The sequence below is a fragment of the Nocardia sp. bgisy118 genome (assembly GCF_057708605.1).
On record NZ_JBYISM010000044.1, the window covers coordinates 29,809 to 51,719 of the forward strand.

Below are 21,911 nucleotides of genomic sequence, written 5' to 3' on the forward strand. Positions count from 1 at the left end.
CAGGCCCATGGGGGGGCGCAGTGAGTCGGCGCCTGACACATTCGGCGGGTCCAAGCCGCTGCTACAACGGCAGACCGGGCGTCCATGGTCAGCGCCCACTCTCATGGGAAGGCGGGACATACAGTGTCCGCTTTGCTCAGCCGCCGTGCGGAGTCGGAGTGCATATAACCTGTGCTTGGTCGATGACACCTTTTCTGACCAGATTGTCGATATCAGTGTCCTCGTAGCCGAGTTCTCGTAGAACTTCCCGACTGTGTTCCCCCAGCGAGGGCGGGTGATTCCTGATCGGAGTGGGGCTGCCGTCCACCCACAGGGGCCCGCGGAGCAACCGGTCCTCGCTGTGTTCGTTCCGCACTGTCTGAACGAGCCCGAGTGCTTGCACCTGCGGGTCATCGAAGACTTGGTCCATGGTGTAGATGGGGCCAGACGGAACCCCGGCGGCACGCAACTGCTCCAGCCACTCATTCGCCGGCTTCTTGCCGAAGAGCTCGTTCAGCTCGGCGGACAAGGCGCTCCGATTGGCGGCTCGCAAGGCCGAAGCCGAGTACTCGGGGCGCCTTGTGAGTTCGGGTGCACCCAGAATCTCGCACAGCGCCGACCACTGGGCATCCGTTCCGATCGCGACATTGATGCTCGAGTCTTCCGCATGGAAGGTTCCATACGGCGAAATGATCGGGTGATCGTTGCCTTGTGGTTGTGGCACTTCCTGGACAGACAGATAGCGCTGCGCCTGAAAGGTCATCAACGAAATCGCACTTTCCAGGAGCGATGTGTTCATCCGAATTGCCCGGCCTGAAACGGCGCGGCCCACGAGCGAAGCGACGATTCCGATCGCGGAGAACATACCGGCGGCCATGTCGACGACAGGTACGCCAACGCGCATCGGCGTGTGCTCACCGGCTCCGGTCACTGACATCAATCCTGACATCCCTTGAGCGACCTGGTCGAGACCGGCGTCGTTCCGCAGTGGACCGATCTCACCGAACCCAGACACGCTCGACAGCACCAGATCGGGCCGGTCGACCTGCAACCGCTCAGGATCCAGGCCGAGCTTGGCGAGCACGCCAGGCCGGAAGTTCTCCACGAGCACATCGGCCTCCGCGACCAAGTCAGCCAGGATGGTCCGGGCCTCCGGGGTGCGAAAATCCAATGCCAACGAACGCTTGTTACGGTTGGTGCTCAAGTAGTAGAGGCTGCGCGAGCCGTCGAAGGGGGGCCAATTCCGCGTCGCGTCGCCATTGGGAAGACCCTCTACCTTGATCACATCTGCACCTAAGTCGCCCAGCAGCGCTGTACAAAAGGGACCCGCCAGCGCCCTGGTGAGATCAACTACCCGGATACCGCTGAGCGGGCCCGAACCTGATTTCGACTCAGCCATGAAAACCCCTCCGGTTCCGGATCTCGCAGTAGTCAAGGCGCGCGATAGCCTTCCCGCGATTCACGAGAAACGACCGCGTTCCCGAAGTCGCGCTCCGGGTCGATCGATTTTCGAGAATAGACATGGCAACTCCGTTCACTTCACGTTTTGCAGTCGGGCCGGATTCCCGCCCCAGGCAGGTGTCTGGGATGGCACCGAAATTCGTGGGAAAGATGCCCACCGCACCAGCGGGATCACAGGCCCGCCGATCGTTGCGCTGCATTGCGAATCAATTTGCGGGTGGCGACCATCGTAGAGGCGTCACCCCGAAGTACTGCATCGGTAAAATTTGTCACTAGCTCGTCGAGCTCACTACTACATTCATCGACCAGACCGATACGCGCCGCCTGCGCCGCATCCAGGCGTTGTGCGGTGAACAACATGTGTGCCGCACGGCCGGATCCCAGGAGTTCGACAAGCCTTCCGATTGAGCCCCTGTCGTAGACGATTCCGTGCCGAACCGCGGGAATCGCAAAGAATGCGTTGGAATGTGCGAACCGAATGTCGCAGGCCAGCGCGATGCTGCATCCACCGCCGATGCACGCACCCTCGATACTCGCCACGCTTGGCACCGGAAATTCAGCGATGGCACAAAGAGACCGAACTACAAGTTCGTGGAACGAGGCCGAGGCCGTGCCGTCGGACCGCTTGACCTCGCCCAGGTCGGCTCCAGCGCAAAATGCGCCACCGCTGCCCTTTACCACGAGTACGCCAATTTCCGGCCTGCCCGACGCCACCGCGAGATGTGCGAGAATGGCCTCCCACATATCCCATGAGACCGCGTTGCGTTTCTCCGGGCGACGCAACTCCAGTACGGCAACTCCACCGTTCACATCGAACCCTACAAATTCGGACAATACCTCCTCCGTCATTGAGCCGGCCAAATCGCCACCGTCCCCAGCATGCCGGTGCTCGCCGTCATCAACTGCACCGCCGGTTCGCGGCAAGCGGCGCAGCCATAGGGCACTTCACCTGAAAGAACATGCCAACCTTTCCAGATCGGTCCATCTTACGGACCGGGTGGACCATATAGAGGAACATTACCGCTTCATCGGGGATCAAGTCAACAGTCCTTCTGCTATGACAGTTAGGTTCTATGGCGCGCAAACAAAGCTTCGCCGATAGGCGGTCCATAATACGGACCGACTATCGCCCGCGGCTCGGATCCACGTGTTCGACAGACAACGTCACGGACCCACAGCGCACCGAGTTACATCGCGTGCACCCTGATCGACATGGCAGCTGCATGCGGAATCGCCGTGGGCCGATAACGCAAAGAACACGTCGACGACTGCCAGCCCGGGACCGAAACTTGGTCGCCGTCCGCTTCAGCCTCCGTCCCGAAACGAACATAACCAGTTAGCCGTTGAGAGCACCCACGGCACAACACGTTCAAGGGGAACGACCAGCAGTTCCAGGAATTGACAGAGGAATTGACAGTTCAGCCGTTCCGAAAATCTGCTTGCATCAGATTTCGAACAGCGCTGTCATGTGACGCTCAACATTCGGGAGTAGATATTCTTCAACAATCTCGATATGCCGGCTGTTTGCGACATATGCGTCGAACGAAGCCTGGTTCTCAAATATCGCCGTCACAGCATAGTCGCCGTGATCGAAGCGTACCCCAAGATCAGATCCGACACGGTAGTCGAGAACTCCATCGCTGTTCTCGCCGACATCGCGCAGTTCACTGGTGATGTAGTCGATGAGCTGGTCATCGACCGCCCCGCCCTTCCAAGCGATGATCACCGTGTGGACGACCGCGCCTTCAGGATACGAAGGAATGGCCATTGGACGCTCCCTTTCTCTCGAGACCCTTCGACGCACCGGGGAATGCATACACGGGCAGCTCGATGCTGCTGGCAAGACATCGCCCACTCATGCGATGCGCCATCCGAGTCGGTTGCGCGAGGCGTGCTGCCGATACCGCTGACCGGCTTGGCTTACCTGAGCGACGCTTGCCGTATTCGTCCCGCTTGGCGCTCCTGTGGATCAGCGTTCTAGTCGGCGGTCAGGTTCAGCGCCTGCCGGATTGCTCCGCGCAAAGCGTCCTCCGGCGAGTCCGGGCGCCCGTGTGACCGCCAGGCAATGAATCGGTCGGGCCGGACCAGCAACGCGCCGCGATCACCGATTTCGCGCACCGCTGCCCACTCACCGACGACGTCGTCGTACTCGCAGCGATACCCCACGAAGTAGATCGGCAGCTCGATAGCGAGTTCGGCACTGATCTTGGCCGCCGCCTCCGCCCATGGCTCGCCTCCGATCCCGACGATCAAGCTGAAGCGCCCATGCCCGACGAGATCAATGGTCGAGACCTGGCGACGATCGTGCTCGACCCAGGCATGTGGGAGACATGCTCCAGGGTGAGTGGTCGGTTGATAGTGCAGCACGGGGTCCCGTTCGGGCGCGGGGAAAGGTGTGCCGTCATCAACCACAGCGCAGGAGGTGTAACGCTGTCCGAGCTCGACGCCCAGGGCGTTCGACCGGTAGTGCTGCAACTCGACCGCCTCGGCAAGGGCGGCGCGTCGCTCAGCGGCACCGTCGGCATCGGAAGTGAGCTCACGCAGCGACGCCCAGCCCTCTTCGGACGACTGCCCACGCCGCAAGCCGAGCGCCCCGATCGCTGCTCCCTGGTTCTTCAGACCCTGAATCGCCCGCTCCACGATTTGCTTACCCACGGGCTGGCGCTCCTCGTCGTAGCTGTCGAGCAACCCCTCGCCAGCGCGTCCGGACAATACGAAAGCAAGCTTCCAGGCCAAATTGAAACTGTCCTGGATCGAGGTATTGCTACCCAGCCCACCCGCGGGCGGATGCCGGTGCGCGGCGTCGCCGGCGAGGAACACTCGTCCTCGGCGGTATGTGTTCGCGACCATGCGGTTGACGTGCCACTTGCTGACGCCCTTGACCCGGACCTTTGCGTTCGGCAGACCGGTCAACGAGCGGACGGACTCGATAACGGCAGTATCGGAGGTATCCGGTTCGCCATCAGCGGGGTCGTATTCGCGCACCAGCACCCAGTCGTTCCAAGGGCGGATGCAGAAGAACGATCCGGACCCGACCCACGACTCGCCGCCTGGCTGGTAAATCATGTAGATCACGCTGGGCCTATGGGCGGCATACTCGGCGAGATCCACCTCGACCCACAGATTGAGCATGTGCTTGAGCCCCGATTCGCCCTCGAAGTCGAACCCGAGCTGTTCCGCGACTCGCGAGCGGCCACCGTCCGCACCGATCGCGTACTTCGCGCGAATGACGTACTCCCGTCCGGTCGCCCGCTCACAGACGCGGGCATGGACGGCCTCCGCCGTCTGCTCGATCTGCACGAGTTCATGAAGGAACCGAACATCCGCGCCCCGCTCGGTAGCGGCCGCCAGTAACACCGGCTCCACGACGTGCTGCGGCGCGTTGAGCCCCTCACACGGACTCGCAGTTGCGTAGTCAACAGCTCGATCACCGGTGCCATAGGATCGGTAGCGAAAGATCTCTGGACCGGCGAAACTCGTCGCGAGCACGTTGTTTCCCAGCATCGGCAACGGCATACTTACCGCGCGCACGCGATCCTCGATGCCGACATCACGGAAAACCTCTACGGTCCGCTGGTTGGTAATCAGTGCGCGCGGCTGGGGCGACGTTCCCGAATACCGCGAGAGGGTGATGGTGGACACCCCATGCGCCGCCAGCAGCGTCGTTGCTGCGAGCCCAGATGGCCCCGCACCTACCACGAGGACGTCGGTTTCAATCGTATGCATCAAACAAACCTCCGATAAAACTGCAGGATCGTCACGCCTGCGAAAACGAAATCGGGCAGCCAGGCCCGGACAGCGCGCAATACTCACTGGCTCCCGGTTCAACGCTGATGACAGAGCGGATCGACCTGTGCGGTGGCGTCAGGGAACGATCACGTAGTTGCTGAACCCGCCGTGTCTGTTCTGGATGACCGACAATCCGGCATTCACGTCGGCGAGTTTGAAAATCTCGTGCTCGTACACCGACAAATCGACTTGACCGGTGGCCGCCATATCGGCCATCTCCTGGCCCTCGGCGGTGGAGAACCAGAGACTGCCGACGAATTCATTGAGGTTCGACATGGCCACGAACATGTCGATCGGAACCTCTCCCGTGACGCCACCTACATTGACGTGGATGCCCCCGCGGGCCAGAGCAGCCATCGCGGCGAGCATGGGCTCCTTCGGGGTTCCCGTAAAGAGAGCGTCGATCACGGCGCCGACGCCCTCGCCTCCGGTGAGCCTGCGGGCCCAGTCTGCTACCGGCTCTTCGTCGTAGGCAGAGTGGACCTCGATTCGCGCTGGATCGATCGCCCGGACCCGTTCGAGCAACGTACGGTCGCGCCCGGTGCCGAGAATCTGGCGCGCGCCCAAGGCCCGCGCGAACAGGGCGATGCCCAGCCCGAGGGTTCCACTGATGCCGTTGATGAGCACCGTGCTTCCCGGTCCGACTCCGGCACGACGAAGCGCCCGGTAGCCGGTACCGAGGTACCCCCAGCGCGCCGCCGTCTCATACGAGACGGTGTCCGGAAGTTTGACAAGACTGTGCAGCGGAGCGGTCATGAACTCGCAGAAACCGCCATATGGATAGTCTTCGAACAGCACGGCCGAGTGCTTGCTGAAGCCCATGTAGCCGTTGAAGGCGTAGGCCGGGCAGAGCTGCGACTTGCCCGTCCGGCAGTATCGGCAGCCGCCACAGTACCGCGCGGGGTTGACGTACACGCGATCGCCGATTTCGATGCCGCGCGCCTGCGCACCTTTCTCAACGACGACGCCCGCGGCGTCGAGACCAAAGATCGCGGGCAGTTTCGGCAGCGAAAGGTTGGGGAAGTCGTGCATGCGGGTCAGCACGTTGATCAGGTTGGGCACGAACCCGCAGGCTCGCACCTCGACCAGCACGTCCGTGGGTCGGGGAGTTGGCACCTCGACCTCGTCGATCTGCAGCGGGTCGCCGACCTTGTGCATTCGCGCAGCGCGCATCATCCTCGACATCGTTGTCCTCCTTGATACATGCACCGGACACTGCTCCGTGTCGGTTGCAGGTTCCGGCATTTCTTTCTTGGTATTGATTGGGCCGTGTGGGCTCGAGGACGTCGCGTTCCAGTGTCATCGTCCGCGGCGGCCGAAGTGAGGTTCGATGTCCCGCACATCACCTCTTGTCCGACGCCGTTGCCGCACCCAACGCCGCGCGAACCGAAGCCATCGAAGCTGCCTCCATGGCTTCGTACAACGTGAATGGATCCGCCACGTTCGCCCCGAGCGCCTTTTCGAAGTCGGCTTGCGCTTCTGTAGCCGAGTAGGACCTCTGCTCGGTGCCGCCCAAATTCGACTGGAAAACGCCGGCAGCGCTGACAGGGAGGAAGTCCTCGTAGATCACCGGCGATGCCTCGACGACGCCCCCGGCGATCAATGCCTCCAAATCCGAGACGCCGATCCGATCCGGCTTGAAACTGTCGGCGAGTCTGTAGTTGAAGTAGCCCAGGCCCTCCTGCCGCAGCGTGTTCAGATCGTCCGGAAAGCGTGCGAAGACTTCTTGCAGACGCTGCTCATAGTTGTGAGCCTGCGAGCCTTCCTCACCGCGCGCTGCGTCGAGCAATGTGTCGTACAAAGCCCTCCCCTTCGGAGTGAGGGCCAGGCCCCGCTGCTCGATCTCGCCGAATCTGGCCGTGTGAGTGCCCATCACGCCATTTGCGCCGTCATTGAAGCGAACCTCTTCCTCGAGCGCCTTGAAGCTCGTCTGGCGGAGCAGGATCGGAACTTCGCGGCGAGGAGGACCCTCGATCACGTCTTTGGCGTTGATTCCTCGGGCCTGCATCTCCTCCTGAGCGGCGTCGATATCGAGCGTTCTCGGCGTCAGATGATTGATGTGCGGCCCCCTGAAGCACGCGACGTCGGCGATCAGCCGATGCACATCGTGCAACTTCTCGTATGTCTCCGAGTCGACAACTGTGTCGCTGTGCCATCGGAACGTCTCGAGGACTTCCCGCACGAACTCGGTCGCGGATTCGCCGTCGAGACCACCGTCGCGTTCGAACTGCTCAACCAACGCGATCGCTCGGTCGGTGAAGATCTTGCGTTGTGAAAGCAGTTTTGTGGCCTCCGCCCGCAGGGCGTGGTCATCGATCAGTTCGAGACGCAACAGTGAGGTGAAGACACGAAACGGGTTGCGGTTGAGACCTTCCAACTTCACTGGCCGGAAGGCGGTCGAGTGCACTGGGACGCCCGCGACGGACAAGTCGTAGTAGCCGACGGGATGCATGCCCATCACAGCGAACACGCGCCGCATCATCGACAGTTCCGCAGCCGTCCCGACTCGGATAGCCCCGTGCCGCTCTTGGCCGAGCCGGTCGAGTTCACCCCGGCGGCGCAGATCGAGTTCCAGGTCGGGAGATCCCGCGAGCACCTTGCCGTTGACGTCGTCGACGATATCCAGCAGGTCGCCGTAAAGAGGTACCTCGGTGCGGTACATCTGCGACATCGCCTGGAAGAACGCCGTGCGAATGTCGTGCTCTGACATGAAGTCGTTTTCAGTCATTTTTCACTCTTCTCTGCGCGAGCGCCGAATTAGGGAATATTGTTCAGGCGCTCGCGACAATGCGCGCTTGCAGCGAACCGAGATGCGGGGAAGTCACTTCGACGATGTCCCCTGCTTTGAGGAAGAGGTCGAGTGGCAAACGTCCATCGGGGTCGGCGATGGTGCTGTCCACCGCGGTACCGGGGCCGGTGCCGCCACTGAGTACGTCGCCCGGGAGAAGCGTCAGATCTTCGGAGATCTGCTCCAACAGTTCGCCGAACGAGTGGATCATGTCGCGGCTGTTGAACCGCTGCCGCACCTGCCCGTTGACCCGTGTTTCGACCTCGCAGCAGTTGGGATCTACTTCGTCGACAGTGATCCACGGCCCGATCGACTTGGAGTGGTCGAAGTTCTTGTGCGCGTAAAAAGGCGCCTGGAACGCGATCTCGGTGTGGCTGCGGATGCTCCAATCGATGACCAGCGTCGTCCCCCACACTCTGTTCTCCCACCGGTCGGCCGACAAGCGCTTTCCGCCTTTGCCGAGCACCACCGCGACCTCGCCCTCGTAATCGAACAGCCCGTCCGCGCTGTTGGGAACTGGGATGTCCGAGTGCGGACCGGCCGGGGGTGATACGACCCAGAAACCGCCGGCCTTACCTTCGCGGGTCTTCGAATAGACCTCTTCTGCGGTGATCGGACGGCCACGGTTGGCGTATCCCCTGGCGACGTGGGCAGCGTAGTTGCCTCCGGCAAACGCGAACCGCCGTCCTGGGAACGGAGGATGCAGGTGCGTCGCCGAGAGGTCGGTATGCAGCCCAGGCTGGTCGGTGGCTTCGAACTGCTCCAGCAACCGACGCACACGGTCGAGTCCTCGGTCTCCCGCTTCGATCAGTGTGAGCAGCGAGGTGAAGACTTCGCCATCATCGGCCACAGTGCCGCCAGCGTGGGCGGCGAGCGCAAGGTCGAGAATACGATCTCCCTGGATCACTCCCAATCGGCCTTGCTGGCCGTAAACCACGAACTTCATCGGAATCGACCGCCTGCTGCGCCAAACGCACCCGCCTTGCCAGGGTTCGCGATCTCGGTGGCTGTGCTCATCCAAGAGCCTCGATCGAGTGGAAAACGAACCCTCCGGCAACCGACAGATCGTGGAGGGCCTCCTTCGTGGCACCCTTCGCCCTCATCCGATGTACTTCGGCCATCGTTCGTTCGTGGCCGGCCGGGGAGTTCAGGGTGACGAACTGCGCCTCGGCATCGCTCTTGTTGTTGAAGCCGTGGGTGCAGTTGCGCGGACAAAACGCGAAGGCGCCCGGAGTCAAGGCATTGGTCTCTGTCGCGCAGGTGAGCTCCAACTGGCCGCCGGTGATGAAGAAGAACTCTTCTTCAGTGGGCTGGTGATGCGGAGGCGCACCCAGGCCGGGCGGACCGGACACCAGGTTGAGCATGGCGTTTCCGCCACTCGTGTCACCGTTCAGCAGCTGCTTCCGACGCGTGGCTCCCGTCAGCGAGGAGTCGTACTCGTCGGGTGTCGTGCGCACCAATCGCGGTAGCACCGGAAGCTCGAGAAATTTTTCCCTGAGCCGCTCCAGATCACCGTGTCCCGTGAACTCGAACTCGACCGGAGGCAGCTCGTAATTCGTCTTGCCGTCGTTCTCCAGAGGCGTGTCGTCGAATCGGACACCGAATCGCGACAGGATCGCGTGGTAGCTGGATTCGTCCTGTTCCCCGGTCTCGGTCCAATGGTCGTGAGCGGCCTCGAAGGCACGCTCGGCACCGGCGGGAGAATGGACGATCACCAGTTCGACCGGCCGCTCCGAAGTGTTGCGGAAGCTTTGACGCGTGCGTGGCGGCACGAACCCCAAGCTGTGCTTGCCTACGCTGTCGACCACATTGCCGACACCGAGTTCCACCTCGCCGTCGGCGACCACGAGATACGTGTGCGTGTCCTCGTAGTAGTGGGCAGGAAGTCCCACACCGGGTGCGAGGACGACGCTGTAGGCCGCAAACCGACCCTCGCTTTGCTCTCCGCGCAGCATGGTTCGGACATCGAGATCCGCCCAGGAATGATCGATTCCCTCATCCCGATTTTCAGCGATAACGGGCACGGCCGCATGGCGCGCCCACTGCTTCCGCAGCGCCGCGAAATCCGCTGGACTTTCGATGACCGCATAGATCGACGGACGCAGTTCACCGATAGACGCATCGACACGGCGATTCTCGTCATCTTTGAACTCGGACATATCATTGACTCCTTCAAATTTCACAATTCAGCCGACCCGCTGGGGCGACAGTGAGTGCGTGGCAGCGCAATGCCCGCACGGGGACAGCTAGTTCGTGTCCCGCTCAGCTCCCACGAGGACGACCGCGATCGTTGCTGTTCGGTCGCTCCTGTTTCGCCATGCATGCCGTGTCCCGGCCTGGACAAGCACGTCGTGCTCTTTCAAGAGCACTTCCTGCTGATCATCCAACTCCAGAACGATCTCGCCGTCGAGAACGATGACGTAGTCGATCGAATCCGTGCGATGAAATCCCGGGGCACCGCCTTCGAATGTCGCCGCCATGTCCGGCTGCTGCTCCATCATTTCGGCTACTGCAGCAGCCGGATCGAAGTCTTTCCTCATGGCCCAGGCATCAGGGGGAACCTGAAGGAACAGCAGTCGCGTCTGACCGAGCGGTGGAATGAGGGTGGTCTCGCTCGACACGGCTTCGGCTTCGGCCTCCGCGGTGATGTGCGGCTGGGCCAGGGTTGCCCACGCGAACGACCACTGCATGCCAGGTATGTTCGTGTATGCGTGGGAACGGGGCGGCTTCCCGTCACCGACAACGACAGCTTTGCCCTCGCGGTGGCCGGTGACCACTCGACGGATCATGAGTTCCTCCGTTCACATGTTCGAGCAGAGCGGTTGTCGCGCTCCGCGACTCGGGCGATATGACGAAGTCCAACAAGCCTCTCTCCCGAGTCCCTGTACCGATCGCTCTCAGCGCGCCAGAACATGGTCGAGCGCAGTACGGAGTTCCTCGGCAGGCTTGTCGCGCAAACCCATCGATCGCCAGGCGATATGGCGGTCAGGACGCACCAGGATCGCGCCCTGGTCGCCCACCTCTCGGATCGCCACCCAATCGCCGACGATGTCGTCGTATTCACAGCGCAGCCCAATGGAGTACACGGGCAGTTCGATGCCGAGCGCGGCACCGACCTCGGCTGCGGCACGTATCCACGGCTCGCCACCGATGCCGACGATGAGGCTGAATCGACCTTGCCCGACGAGGTCGAGCGTGGACACCTGCTTCTGCTCGTGCTCCACCCATGCATGGGGAAGGTAGGCACCCGGATGTGTCGTTCGCTCATAATGCAATTCGGGATCGCGTTGCGGCTCCGGGAAGGGAATGCCGTCGTCGACCACCGAAGAAGATTCGTACCGGTAACCGAGCTCCACACCGAGGGCGTTCGACCGATAATTCTGCAGCTCGAGAGCCTTCGCCAAGGTCTTGCGGCGTTCGGTTGCCTTCGCCGAGTCCTCGTAGAGCTCGTACAGAACGTTCCAGCCTTCTTCCATGGACTGGCCCTCCGCGAAACCGAGCGCGGCAACGAGATCGGCCATGTTGTGCCAGCTCTTGATCGCCCGAGCCACGACCTGCGAGCCGACCGGTTGGCGCTCGGGCTCGTAACTGTTGAGCAGTCCCTCACCGGCCTTCCCGGTGATCACCCAGGCCAATTTCCACGCAAGATTCCAGGCATCCTGCACAGAGGTGTTGGTGCCGAGGCCGCCGGTGGGTGGGTGCCGGTGTGCGGCATCACCAGCCAGGAAGATCCGCCCCTTTCGGTACTCGGTGGCCACGACGTTGTTCACCTGCCACTGCGTAATGGCCTTGACCTTGATGTCGAGTTTCGGATCGCCGATCACCAACCGAGCCTTCTCGATCACTTCGGCCTCTGAGGGGAGCCCGTCAGAGTTCCAAGGGTGCACCAACATCCACTCGTTCCAGGGCCGCACGTTGGTCAAGGTGGCGGTTCCAAACCACTGCTCATGACCAGGCTGCGCAATCCAGAACAGAACTCCGGGGCGGTAATCGACGTACTTGGTGAGATCGACCTCGATCCAGGAGTTCGCCATCCCCCGCAAGCCGGCTTGCCCTTCGAAATCGAAGCCGAGCTTTTCGGCAATTGTCGACCGCGCACCATCCGCAGCGATGACGTAGCGCGCGCGCACCATGTACTCCGTTCCGGTGTCGCGCCGGCGCACCCGCGCGCGCACCTCGTCGGGAGTCTGCTCGATGTCCACGAGCTCGGTGGAGAAACGCACATCCGCACCACGGTCCTGAGCGGCGGCGAGAAGCACCGGTTCCATCACGTGCTGCGGGCAGTTGACGGCGTCACATGGACTCGCTGCCGCATAGTCGGAGAGGCGGTCCCAAGACGTTCCGTAACTCTTGTACCGAGCAATCTCCATTCCCGCCAGGGATGTGGCCAACACGTTGTTGTTCAGCCACGACAAGGAGTAGCCGACCTCCTTGATCTGCGATTCGATGCCCAAATCCCGGAAGACCTCCATAGTGCGCAGGTTCGTAATGTGCGCACGCGGAGTGTGCGCGGTCCCGGGGTACCGGGAGATCGCGAGGGTGGAGATCCCCTGGGAAGCGAGGCTCACCGCTGCAGTGAGCCCGGTGGGCCCACACCCAACCACTAGAACGTCGGTGTTGATGGTGCGGATGACAATCACTCCTTCAGACTGCGCTGTCCAGCGACTTAGCTCGCCGCCGTACCGCTATGCGGACCATGCGGTTCACTAAGAGGGACGGTACAGCGCCAAAAGTGTGACTGTCAACACCGCTTCGCCCAAATCAGTTGTTGCGCCACCTCTGTGACATGGGCTTTCCCCGGATTGCCCACATGGTGCACGCCTGGTCTGCAATATGGACCGGTCAGAGGCGTTGGATGAAGGGAGCGTTCGGTGCGTAGCGTGCGAACGACCTTCCAGCTCCTGGAAGCGGTCGCGGAGAATCAGCCCATTGGGCTCAGCGAACTCGCCCGCCGCCTCGGGATACCCAAGAGGACCGTGTAGCGAAGCCTGGCCACCCTTGCCGATCCGAACTGGATCCAGCCGGATGGGCATGAGATCGCACGGTGGATACTCGGGGCTCGGGTGCGTGGCCTCAGCGACAGAGTCGATGACCTCGGTCGATTGCGCGACGCAGCCCTACCTTTCCTCGGGCGACTCAATAGTGAGATCCTGGAGACGATTCATCTGGCAGTGCTCGACCATGACACCATGCGGTTGATCGAACGTCAGTGCAGCAAGCATGCACTCGGCTGGTGAAGCCGATCGGCCCCCGCTCGCCGCTACACGCCTCGTCGACCGGCAAATCCGTGCTCGCCCACCTGCCGCCGAACCACATCGAGAGCTACCTCGAGGCGGGGCTGAGTGCGGTTACCACCAAGACCATCACCGATCCCGAAGCGCTGCGAACCGACCTCCAGGTCATCCGCGAACGGGGCTACGCCATCACCCACCAGGAGCTGACCGAAGGGATAGTCTCGGTCGCGGCGTGCATCCAAGCGGGTCGCAGTCGGCCCATCGCCGCTATCAGTATCTCTGCACCCGCCGCCAGGATGGCCCCTCGAATGCCGTGCTGCATACGAACAGAGGTCGCCGCCGCAGCAGCCAGGGTAGCTGCGCAGCTTCGCAAATAAGGGAGCGATCGTCCGAACGTCGACAATCCTCGGCCGCTGCGCCAAAGGTGTACCTGCGCAACCGGACTCAGAGCCGACGGATGTGCCAGACCCGCCAATCGCCGATGCCGCCAGCCGGAGTGCCGCGCACTATCCAGACGATGAGCTGGGCGACCAGGTCAGGCTACGGACCCCGACGCAGCCTTTTACATTCGACTGAAGCCCAACCGGACACGCCGGTAACGGCACCATCGCCTCGATGGCAGATCAGGAAAATCCCCTGCCACACAATGACATTGCCGTGCTGACCTCAGATGAAGAGGTCGAGTTCCAGATCCTCGTCCCGCGTGCCGGGAACCGCGGCGTACGCCGAAAGGTCGGTCTGTCCGACGCCGTGCAACACATCGGCATCGATGTAGCAGTGCCCGCTACGCTCGGATGGGTTCGATGACAAGATCACGGCCGCAGCATCCGCCATGATTTCCGGAACTCTGGCGGCGCGCATTCCTGCCTCGCCAGCGACAACATTGTTGACCGCTGCGGTCGCGATCAGGGTCTGTGGCCATAGGCAGTTGGCGGCGATACGACTGCCATGTTGCTCCGCGACCCCCAGAGTCAGCATGGTCATGGCGTATTTGGTCAGTGTGTAGGGCGCATGCATGGCGAGCCAGCGCCGATCGAGATTGAGCGGAGGAGACAAGGAGAGCACGTGGGCGTGGGGTGAATCGAGTAGATGAGGCAGAGCCGCGGACGTCAGGCCGAAGGTGCCGCGCACATTGACGTCGAGCAACAGGCCAAACCGCTTCAACTCGAGTTCGCCCACCGCTCGTAGGTCGATCGCCGAAGCATTGTTCACGACGATGTCGATCCCGCCGAACCTCTCGACACAGGCCTCAACGGCGCGGTCCACCGTAGCTGCGTCGCGGATGTCCCCCACGATGGGAAGTGCTTGCCCGCCGGAATTTTCGATCTCCGCAGCAGCAGTGTGGACCGTACCCGGCAGCCGCGGGTCGGGCGAGTCGGTCTTGGCGATGAACGCGATGTTGGCGCCATCTCGCGCGGCGCGGACAGCGATGGCAAGGCCGATACCTCTACTTCCACCGGACATGAGGATCGTGCGGCCGGCCAGGGAACTGCGGGACATCTGTCTTCTTTCGTTTTCAGGTTATCGGGGTCTTGAGCCGTTCATAGTCGGCAGAATTTCCGCGCCGCGACGGGACATCCTTTCGCTAGAAGGCTCCGGGGAATATCCGGGAATACGAGTCCGCGGATCCCACCTTCGCTGTACCGCATCGACACCGCGCATACAAAAACACCGGGCAAGATAGGTGGAGTGCGCTCACGGTGCGTGCAGTGCATTCCGAGGACGAGCCGTCCAGCACCACGCTGAAACACGGTTGTCCCGTGCTGAAGCGACGCCTCCGCTGGCTATCCGAGCCCAGACGCCTACCCATGCAGGAACGGTCCATCGTCATCCTCTCCTCCGTGTGGCGACCGCCCCGCAGCACGTTCCCGCAGCGTACCATCTGGACCGAATAGTGGTCCGCTCGGTCCAAGATTGCCGTCCTCATTCCAATCCCCACACACCCCGCCCGACCCCGTCGGATCGATAGCCGTGGTGCGATCACGCCACGGCGGTTACGAAGTCGAACCAGGCCCCATTGAACAGCCGAACGTCAGAAGCTGCACAGATGCCTCCGACGCGCACAGAACCCCATCGGGCGCCGAGGCCGACCGACACGGCGATTAGCCGCTTCGTGTGGGCTGCAGGTTCTATTGACAACCCCTTCCAGGAGTGGTTGCATTGCCCCTCAATACGATCTAACCGGTCCATATAGCGGGTCAATGAAGAACAAACGTCGTGTCAGATGCTTGGAGCGACGGCCATGTCGGCTATCACAGCACCCTCCTCCGGAAGTCTCCGGCGCCATCACTCCACACGAAAGCTCCCAGCGACGTCCTCATGCGGCCATGCGACTCGTGCGCGCCGAGCTCCCCTCCACGGCAAGGCGGCGTTCGCACCGCAATACGAACCAGCCTCGAAGAGGATCTTCGGGCCTTTGCGGTCGACATCCACCGTGGGAAGGCGAAGGCATCGCGACACCGTGGCACGACTTATGCGCTCAGTTGTCCTCACAGGTTTCAGCGCTCGCGATGCGTCCCGCGCGATGCCTCGTCGGGGCGACATCATCGACCGCGAAACGCGGCCGATCACCAGGCATGAATTTATCAATGGAGCATGACATGAGTGATTTGAATATTGTCCGTTCCGAATGGACAATTACCAGCGCAGCCCGCCAGAGGCGTTATTTGATGCTGCAACCACAAAATCAAAGTTCCGCGTCACTCCCCGTCGTGATCGACCTCCATGGCAGCGGCATCGCCCCTGAAGACCATCTCCGCATAACCGATGCACAGACCCTCGCGACCCAGGCGATCGTCATCGCACCGGAGGGCGCTATCCCGTTTACCGTCGCCGAGTCCCTTCCACCGGCCACTGCCTGGAACGTCCCTGGTATTCCCATGCCCGGTGAGACCGGCGTTCGGCCCGATGCCGGCACTGTGGACGATGTCGCCTTCATAGGCCACCTCATCGACGACGTGGTCGAGCGCCAGGGAGCTGACCCCGCCCGTATCCATCTTCGCGGCTACTCTGGTGGTGCGCGTCTCGCTTCCCACATCGCTGCGGCTCTCCCCCATCGCATCGCATCGATCGGTTGCATCGCTGGAGTGCGCTTCCCCCCTCGACCTTCATCTTCGATGCCCCCGTTGCTGGCCATTCATGGACGGCAAGACCCGTTCAACCCGTTCGATGGCGGTACCGACGAACGTTGGTGCGAATCCGTCGAATACGCAGTCGGCAGATGGGCCGACCACTGGGGATGTCACACACGTACCGAGCGGATGATCGATGACGGCGTCCACGAGATTCGTTACGAACGAGTCGACGGATCCAGCCCCGTACGCCTGATCATCGTGGAAGAGGCAGAGCACTCATGGCCTGGCACGAGCGACCGGCGCCACATTGCCGCCTTCGGTGAAGCTGGGGCATTCAGTGCCTCGACGGCATACTGGCGCTTCGTTGAGGAAGTCGAGCAGGTGGCTCCGACGTCGAAAACGCCCTCGAACACCTTCCCGCCTCCGGAAGGATGATCACCCAAGCGACGTGACTCCCTTCGGGCACTACCCGAAGGGAGTCACGTCGCTTGCTGTATGTGAGATCTATCGACGTTCGCCAGCGATCTGCATATCGAGTCGCTCGGCCAGCAGTTGCGCCAAATGCGTCCCGCGGCGGTCGGTCAGATCGTCCAGTTGAGTACGGCAGGAATAGCCGTCGGCGAGGATGGTCGTGTTCGAGTCTGCGGCCGCCACGGCGGGGAGCAGTTGCTGCTCGGCGACTGCCACGGACACCTCATAATGCCCCTTCACGACGCCGAAGTTGCCAGCAAGTCCGCAGCAGCCGCCGAGGCGCTGCACCTGCGCACCTGCCTCCTCGAGGAGCTTCGCATCCGCACTCCAACCCATTACGGAGTGGTGGTGGCAGTGCGGCTGCGCGACGACAGATGTCCCGAGCAACGACGGTGGCTCCCATCCGCGATCGGTGAGCAGTTCAGCGAGGGTGCGAGTCCGCTCGGCGACCGATGAGGCGGCTGCGGAGCCGAGTAGTTCAGCAGCGTCGCCACGTAGCACTCCGGTACACGATGGCTCCATTCCCACGATCGGCGTACCCGCCGCGGCGAACTCGGACAATGCGTCGACAGTTCGACCGAGGATCCGCTTCGCTGCGGTCAGCTGACCGGTCGAGATCCAAGTCAGGCCACAGCACTGCTGTGCGTCGGTGAGTTGTGGCCGGTATCCGGCGGCCTCGAGGACCCGCACGGTCGCGCGTCCGATCTCGGGCGTGAAGTAGTTGGTGAAGGAGTCGACGAACAGAACCACAGGGTCTCCCGTGATGGTGCGGTCGTGTTCTGTTGCCGTGAACCAGGACCGGAACGTCTGCTTCGCGAATGGCGGGATGGCGCGGCGCCTGTCGACCCCCGCCGACGACAATACGAGCGGGCCGATTCCAGGGATTCGCATCGCGGCGTTGGCCAACCGCGGCGCGTGACTGGCTACCTTGGCCCACCGCGGCAGCCATCCCAAGGTGTAGTGCGACGCCGGCCGGATCCGGCCGGCGTAAGTCTGATGCAACACCTCGGATTTGAACGCGGCCATGTCGACTCCGGTCGGGCAGTCGGATGAGCAGCCCTTGCACGACAGGCACAGGTCGAGTGCCTCGTGTACCTCGGGTGAGCGCCATCCGCCGGTGACGGCGGTGCCGTTGATCATCTCCTGAAGGACCCGGGCACGACCCCGAGTGGAGTCCTTCTCTTCCCGGGTGGCTTGATACGACGGGCACATCACTCCGCCGGTCGCGGCGTTGTCTGCCCGGCACTTACCGACCCCGGTACAGCGATGCACCGCCTGGGTGAAATCGCCACCGTCGTGGTGATAGCCGAGGGCAAGATTGCGGCGCAGCACGGGAGCAGCGGGGACTCTGAGGTCCGCGTCGACAGGACGGGGGTCGACCACGACGCCGGGATTGAGGATGTTGTCGGGATCGAAGGCGTGCTTGACAGCGGCGAACAGATCGAGTGCGTCCACCGAGTACATCAGCGGTAGTAACTCGCTGCGAGCCCGCCCGTCGCCATGCTCCCCGGACAGCGATCCGCCGTAGCGAGCGACGAGAGTGCTTGCTGCGACAAGGAACTCGCGGAAAACACTGCTGCCACCGGGCTTGTCGAGTGGCCAGTCGATCCGTACGTGCATGCACCCGTCGCCGAAGTGACCGTAGGGCAACCCGGTCACTCCGTAGTCGGCCATGAGGGCATCGAAGTCCCGCAGATAGTCGCCGAGCATGTCGGGTGGGACCGCGGCGTCTTCCCATCCTGCGTGTGCAGGCAGCCCGGCAGGACTGCGACCAGCCAGACCCGCACCGTCGGCCCGAATCCGCCACAACTCGGCTGTACGGCGGGCGTCCGTGACGACCAGGCTGTCCACGGCTCCGCATTCACGCCCGACCTGCCGGGCTCTGGCGACAGCCTCGTCGAGGTCGTCGCCGACTACCTCGACGAACAGCCACGCCGCGCCCATTGGCAGTGGCGGAACCGCATCCAGGCCACGCCGGGCTCGTACTACGTCGATGATCCGGGAGTCGATGCCTTCACATGCGGTGGGATCGAATTTCAGTACCAGCGAAGTGGCGTCCCCTGCCGAGGCGATGTCGGGGTAGCCGAGGACGACCAGCACCCGGTGTGCGGGTTCGGTGACCAGCCGTACTGTCGCCTCCGTCGCAACCACAAGAGTGCCCTCGCTGCCCACCACCATTCGGGTGACGTCGAACCTGTTCTCCGGGAGGAGATGCTCCAGTGCGTACCCGGAAACCTGCCGACCGAACCGCCCCAGTTCAGTGCGGATGGTCGCGAGCCCTTTGCGCGTGACCTGTTGCAGACGGGACAGAGTCGGTGATGAGGGTGTCGTCCCCGCCGCACCGAGCCGCAATGATTCGCCGGTGCCGGTGAGCACTTGGAGAGCAGTGACGTTGTCCGAGGTTCGGCCATACCCGAGAGTGCGGGACCCACAGGCGTTATTGCCGATCATCCCGCCGATCGTGCAGCGTGTGAACGTCGAGGGATCCGGACCGAACCGCAACCCGTGCGCTGCCGCAGCTCGCTGGAGCACTGCCTGTACCGTGCCCGGCTCAACGGTGGCCGTCCGCGTGTCGGGGTCGATCGAAAGCACACGGTTCATGTGCCGGCTGAAGTCGAGGACCACGCCTGTCCCGACCGCGTTGCCGGCCACCGATGTGCCACCGCCGCGACTGGTCAGAGGCACACCTTCACGACGGCACACAGCGAGCGCCGCCGTGACCTCGTCGGCGTCGCGTGGGCGGGCGACGACCAACGGGCGCACCCGGTAGAGCGAGGCATCAGAGGAGTAGGCGGCGCGCGTGGTGTCGTCGGCGAGAACGTCGCCGACCCCGGAACGGCGCAGCTCAGCGGACAGGGCATCAGCAGATATCACGCGTAGCATGCTACAGGTCGTAGCATGCTACGGCTGATATAGTGTCCGTTGTGGTCGATGGTGTGCTTGAATTCGAATCGCTCGCGCTGTCGAAAGGACGGCGCATGGAGCAGGCGATTACTGCCATCCGCGCCGCGATCGACGACGGGCGAATGAAGCCCGGGGTGAAATACTCCGCGTATCAGCTCGCCGAAGTCCTCGGAATCTCGCGCACCCCGATACGCGACGCACTGCTCCGCCTCGAGGAAGTCGGGGTTATCAGATTCGAGGCGCGCCAAGGGTTCCGCATACTGCAACCTCGACCCAAAGAGATCGCCGAGATCTTCGCGGTCCGACTCGCCCTGGAGCTTCCCGCCGTCCGCAAAGCCGCCGCAAACTCCGGGGCGGTGCTGGCAGAGGCATTGCACGAACAACGCCGCCTGATGCAGAACGCCGCAGCCAATGGCGACGAGAACTTGTTCGCACAACACGACCAGCGACTACACGACCTCATCCTGAGTGCAGCCGACAACGCCCGTGCACGGGCGATCGTCAAATCACTCCGCGAGACCACCCGCCTCCTGGGCGCATCGACCGCGGACAAGACCAGAACCCTCGCCGACATCGACGACGAGCACACCCCGATCCTCGACGCCATCGCCGCGGGCAGTCCGGATCAGGCGGAGGCGGCGATGCGGACTCATCTTGTCAACACCGGAAAGCTTCTTGTTGCCCAGGCGATCAAAGGCGAGATCGGCGAGAATATCGATCTGCAGGTCGAAGAGATTTGGTCGGCGGTCGTCGGCTGACTCGACATCGGACCGGTTCCCCACGACCACGCACCCGGATCCCACTATGGTCGAGCAGCTCCGCGGAGATGAGGAGCACGATGACTCCCGAAGGCCTCCGTTCCGATTCGCCGACCAACCACTTTCGAACAGCCTGCACTTCGGTGCACGCTGATTGCTGTCTCCAGCAACGGTATTCACCGTTGCCGAGACCGGTGGCGCACGAGTGTTGGCATCCGCCGCCTGTGACCCGACGGGTTCCACCGATCTCCTCACGTGACACAACCATTCCAAGACGCCTGACAACTGACAGGGACGTGAGTCTTGACATGAGGCCGACCAGCCGCGTGGGCACACCTGGACCACGGGCGGTGTGGACAAGCCAAATCTGGCCGCGACCGAAAGCGCTACGCGAGCGCTGGCACGAACGCCAGCACATGTGACAGTTCACTGCCGCCACTGCGGTCCACAATACAGACCAGAGGTGCGCCTCCATGGGAGGACACCCGACGCAGGGCAGCGAGTTTCTGCACCATGTAGGCATTCCTGATGTTGACAGCATCCCAATCCCACATGTAGCGTCCCTTCATATGATCCAGCTGGTCCATATTATGGACCATGATCTATTTCTCGCAGGTGTCGTAACACCGAGGGACAGAGCCGCAGCCGCACGGCGTGGACTGCGGCACGGCCGGACGGATCGTGACCATCCACCCGAACAACCTAGGAGCTGGCTGTGTGTTGATATGCGGGGCGGCCGATAGAGCCAGCTGCCGTTTCCGACGGGCGGGATCTCAATCCGCTCGACCCAATACAAGGTGAATGCGGACCTAGTAACTGAAGTACCAAGCATCTTCCCCTGACATGTCCGGGGAAGCTCGATCGACAACAACCCCGAGGCAGCCATGGATATCTGTGTCTTGACCGGTCGAATTCTGTTCGCCACGTTGCTCTTACCGGCAGGATTTGCTCACCTGGCCAGAGGTCGAGACATGGTGGAATTCGTCAAGACCAAGGGCCTGCCGCTGCCAGCGCTAGCCGTCTCCGGCTCTGGAGTGTGGCTTCTAGTTTGCGGATTCAGTGTGCTGCTCGGCGTATGGGCCGACCTCGGAAGCCTATTGCTCGGGGCCTTTCTCCTGGCTGCCGCGGTGGGTATGCACAACTTCTGGACGCAGTCACAACCGTCGGCAAGGCAGAACGATCGAATCCACTTCAACAAGAACGTCGAGCTCGCAGGTGCTTCACTCATGCTTTTCGCGTTCTTCGCGCACACACCCGAGCTCGGGATGACACTGACCGGTCCATTGTTCTCGCTGAACTGACTGCTGCGTCCGGACGGCATCGCTCGCGCCTCGGTGCAGCTCCGCGGGAAGAGGCTCAGGATGCCCGACACGAGTACGAACCTTGCCGCGCACGGCCCCTCGATGACATCGAGCAAGGACCATGGGCGGCGCAAGAAAAGGAAACTTGCATC

18 protein-coding genes are annotated in these 21,911 nt (G+C 62.6%); 5 read left to right on the forward strand and 13 right to left on the reverse strand.

Annotated features, from left to right (window positions below; all coding sequences use genetic code 11):
- Window positions 1-136: 136 nt before the first annotated feature.
- The 10 genes from AC3EO7_RS35740 to AC3EO7_RS35785 all read right to left on the reverse strand — a co-directional run bounded on the left by AC3EO7_RS35740 (window position 137) and on the right by AC3EO7_RS35785 (window position 12,657).
- Window positions 137-1,378 (reverse strand): CaiB/BaiF CoA transferase family protein, encoded by a 1,242-nt coding sequence (locus AC3EO7_RS35740; protein WP_431972399.1) that lies wholly within the window; start codon window positions 1,376-1,378, stop codon window positions 137-139.
- A gap of 233 nt (window positions 1,379-1,611) precedes the next feature.
- Window positions 1,612-2,274, reverse strand: a complete 663-nt coding sequence (locus AC3EO7_RS35745) for an enoyl-CoA hydratase/isomerase family protein (RefSeq protein ID WP_435593621.1) — start codon at window positions 2,272-2,274, stop codon at window positions 1,612-1,614.
- A 610-nt stretch (window positions 2,275-2,884) separates the two neighbouring features.
- Window positions 2,885-3,208: a Dabb family protein gene (locus AC3EO7_RS35750; protein ID WP_435593622.1), complete on the reverse strand. Its 324-nt coding sequence runs from the start codon at window positions 3,206-3,208 to the stop codon at window positions 2,885-2,887.
- A gap of 209 nt (window positions 3,209-3,417) precedes the next feature.
- On the reverse strand, window positions 3,418-5,166 hold the full coding sequence (locus AC3EO7_RS35755) for an FAD-dependent oxidoreductase (protein ID WP_431972402.1): 1,749 nt from the start codon (window positions 5,164-5,166) through the stop codon (window positions 3,418-3,420).
- Window positions 5,167-5,304: 138 nt separating this feature from the next.
- Window positions 5,305-6,387: an alcohol dehydrogenase catalytic domain-containing protein gene (locus AC3EO7_RS35760; protein ID WP_431972403.1), complete on the reverse strand. Its 1,083-nt coding sequence runs from the start codon at window positions 6,385-6,387 to the stop codon at window positions 5,305-5,307.
- Between the two features lie 184 nt (window positions 6,388-6,571).
- Window positions 6,572-7,957 (reverse strand): 2-oxoadipate dioxygenase/decarboxylase HglS, encoded by a 1,386-nt coding sequence (gene hglS / locus AC3EO7_RS35765; RefSeq protein WP_435593623.1) that lies wholly within the window; start codon window positions 7,955-7,957, stop codon window positions 6,572-6,574.
- Window positions 7,958-8,000: 43 nt separating this feature from the next.
- Window positions 8,001-8,963 carry a fumarylacetoacetate hydrolase family protein gene (locus AC3EO7_RS35770; protein ID WP_435593624.1) on the reverse strand — a complete coding sequence of 321 codons (963 nt, stop codon included), beginning with the start codon at window positions 8,961-8,963 and terminating at the stop codon, window positions 8,001-8,003.
- 67 nt (window positions 8,964-9,030) lie between these two features.
- Entirely contained in the window at window positions 9,031-10,176 is a 1,146-nt protein-coding gene (locus AC3EO7_RS35775; protein WP_435593625.1) for a cupin domain-containing protein, read from the reverse strand.
- 87 nt (window positions 10,177-10,263) lie between these two features.
- Window positions 10,264-10,707 carry a cupin domain-containing protein gene (locus AC3EO7_RS35780; RefSeq protein WP_431972407.1) on the reverse strand — a complete coding sequence of 148 codons (444 nt, stop codon included), beginning with the start codon at window positions 10,705-10,707 and terminating at the stop codon, window positions 10,264-10,266.
- Between the two features lie 207 nt (window positions 10,708-10,914).
- The gene (locus AC3EO7_RS35785; protein ID WP_435593626.1) at window positions 10,915-12,657 is read right to left on the reverse strand and encodes an FAD-dependent monooxygenase; all 1,743 of its coding nucleotides are present in this window, start codon (window positions 12,655-12,657) and stop codon (window positions 10,915-10,917) included.
- A gap of 240 nt (window positions 12,658-12,897) precedes the next feature.
- Between AC3EO7_RS35785 and AC3EO7_RS35790 the strand changes: the two genes are divergently transcribed.
- Entirely contained in the window at window positions 12,898-12,999 is a 102-nt protein-coding gene (locus AC3EO7_RS35790) for a helix-turn-helix domain-containing protein (protein ID WP_435593631.1), read from the forward strand.
- Between the two features lie 227 nt (window positions 13,000-13,226).
- Complete coding sequence (locus AC3EO7_RS35795) at window positions 13,227-13,628, forward strand: IclR family transcriptional regulator domain-containing protein (protein WP_435593627.1); 402 nt, start codon at window positions 13,227-13,229, stop codon at window positions 13,626-13,628.
- A gap of 289 nt (window positions 13,629-13,917) precedes the next feature.
- Here AC3EO7_RS35795 and AC3EO7_RS35800 read toward each other — a convergent pair whose 3' ends face one another.
- On the reverse strand, window positions 13,918-14,751 hold the full coding sequence (locus tag AC3EO7_RS35800) for an SDR family oxidoreductase (RefSeq protein WP_431972411.1): 834 nt from the start codon (window positions 14,749-14,751) through the stop codon (window positions 13,918-13,920).
- Between the two features lie 1,100 nt (window positions 14,752-15,851).
- Between AC3EO7_RS35800 and AC3EO7_RS35805 the strand changes: the two genes are divergently transcribed.
- Window positions 15,852-16,760, forward strand: a complete 909-nt coding sequence (locus AC3EO7_RS35805) for a CE1 family esterase (protein WP_431972412.1) — start codon at window positions 15,852-15,854, stop codon at window positions 16,758-16,760.
- A 69-nt stretch (window positions 16,761-16,829) separates the two neighbouring features.
- Here the strand turns inward: AC3EO7_RS35805 and AC3EO7_RS35810 are convergent, their stop codons facing one another.
- Window positions 16,830-19,679 carry an FAD-binding and (Fe-S)-binding domain-containing protein gene (locus AC3EO7_RS35810; protein WP_435593628.1) on the reverse strand — a complete coding sequence of 950 codons (2,850 nt, stop codon included), beginning with the start codon at window positions 19,677-19,679 and terminating at the stop codon, window positions 16,830-16,832.
- A gap of 41 nt (window positions 19,680-19,720) precedes the next feature.
- Here AC3EO7_RS35810 and AC3EO7_RS35815 point away from each other — a divergent pair, with 41 nt between their 5' ends.
- Window positions 19,721-20,458, forward strand: coding sequence for a GntR family transcriptional regulator (locus AC3EO7_RS35815; protein ID WP_431972414.1), 738 nt, complete (start codon window positions 19,721-19,723; stop codon window positions 20,456-20,458).
- A gap of 386 nt (window positions 20,459-20,844) precedes the next feature.
- Here AC3EO7_RS35815 and AC3EO7_RS35820 read toward each other — a convergent pair whose 3' ends face one another.
- A complete protein-coding gene (locus tag AC3EO7_RS35820) occupies window positions 20,845-21,045 on the reverse strand; it encodes a hypothetical protein (protein ID WP_435593629.1) in 201 nt (66 codons plus the stop codon).
- Between the two features lie 297 nt (window positions 21,046-21,342).
- Between AC3EO7_RS35820 and AC3EO7_RS35825 the strand changes: the two genes are divergently transcribed.
- Window positions 21,343-21,759 carry a DoxX family protein gene (locus AC3EO7_RS35825; RefSeq protein ID WP_435593630.1) on the forward strand — a complete coding sequence of 139 codons (417 nt, stop codon included), beginning with the start codon at window positions 21,343-21,345 and terminating at the stop codon, window positions 21,757-21,759.
- The last annotated feature ends 152 nt before the right edge of the window (window positions 21,760-21,911 follow it).

Coding starts and splice junctions, on each gene's coding strand:
- AC3EO7_RS35820 (WP_435593629.1), bottom strand. CDS start 21,045: ATGGACCAGCTGGATCATATGAAGGGACGCTACATGTGGGATTGGGAT.
- AC3EO7_RS35805 (WP_431972412.1), top strand. CDS start 15,852: ATGAGTGATTTGAATATTGTCCGTTCCGAATGGACAATTACCAGCGCA.
- AC3EO7_RS35825 (WP_435593630.1), top strand. CDS start 21,343: ATGGATATCTGTGTCTTGACCGGTCGAATTCTGTTCGCCACGTTGCTC.
- hglS (WP_435593623.1), bottom strand. CDS start 7,957: ATGACTGAAAACGACTTCATGTCAGAGCACGACATTCGCACGGCGTTC.
- AC3EO7_RS35775 (WP_435593625.1), bottom strand. CDS start 10,176: ATGTCCGAGTTCAAAGATGACGAGAATCGCCGTGTCGATGCGTCTATC.
- AC3EO7_RS35810 (WP_435593628.1), bottom strand. CDS start 19,679: ATGCTACGCGTGATATCTGCTGATGCCCTGTCCGCTGAGCTGCGCCGT.
- AC3EO7_RS35780 (WP_431972407.1), bottom strand. CDS start 10,707: ATGCAGTGGTCGTTCGCGTGGGCAACCCTGGCCCAGCCGCACATCACC.
- AC3EO7_RS35770 (WP_435593624.1), bottom strand. CDS start 8,963: ATGAAGTTCGTGGTTTACGGCCAGCAAGGCCGATTGGGAGTGATCCAG.
- AC3EO7_RS35755 (WP_431972402.1), bottom strand. CDS start 5,166: ATGCATACGATTGAAACCGACGTCCTCGTGGTAGGTGCGGGGCCATCT.
- AC3EO7_RS35750 (WP_435593622.1), bottom strand. CDS start 3,208: ATGGCCATTCCTTCGTATCCTGAAGGCGCGGTCGTCCACACGGTGATC.
- AC3EO7_RS35740 (WP_431972399.1), bottom strand. CDS start 1,378: ATGGCTGAGTCGAAATCAGGTTCGGGCCCGCTCAGCGGTATCCGGGTA.
- AC3EO7_RS35800 (WP_431972411.1), bottom strand. CDS start 14,751: ATGTCCCGCAGTTCCCTGGCCGGCCGCACGATCCTCATGTCCGGTGGA.
- AC3EO7_RS35760 (WP_431972403.1), bottom strand. CDS start 6,387: ATGCACAAGGTCGGCGACCCGCTGCAGATCGACGAGGTCGAGGTGCCA.